Below are 269 nucleotides of genomic sequence, written 5' to 3' on the forward strand. Positions count from 1 at the left end.
TTTTGCATAACCGCAAGCACGTCACCGATAGTCTCTGGGTCAAGAGCTGACGTTGGTTCGTCAAAGAGCAAGAGCTCAGGATTCATGGCAAGACCACGGGCGATAGCGATACGTTGTTTTTGCCCACCAGAAAGCATACCAGGGTATGAATCTTTCTTGTCCCACATGTTAACGTAGCGAAGGAATTTTTCAGCAGTCTTTTCAGCGTCTGCCTTACTGATTCCAAGAACCTTGATAGGTGCCAAGGTTACATTTTCAAGAACGGTTTT

At 46.1% G+C, this 269-nt stretch carries 1 protein-coding gene; it reads right to left on the reverse strand.

Annotated elements, in window-relative coordinates:
- Window positions 1-269 (reverse strand): ATP-binding cassette domain-containing protein (locus HMPREF2979_RS06475; protein ID WP_148132230.1); only part of this gene is annotated, 269 nt, incomplete at both ends.

It is taken from the genome of Streptococcus sp. HMSC078H12 (assembly GCF_001814615.1).
Taxonomy (GTDB): Bacteria; Bacillota; Bacilli; order Lactobacillales; family Streptococcaceae; genus Streptococcus; species Streptococcus salivarius_F.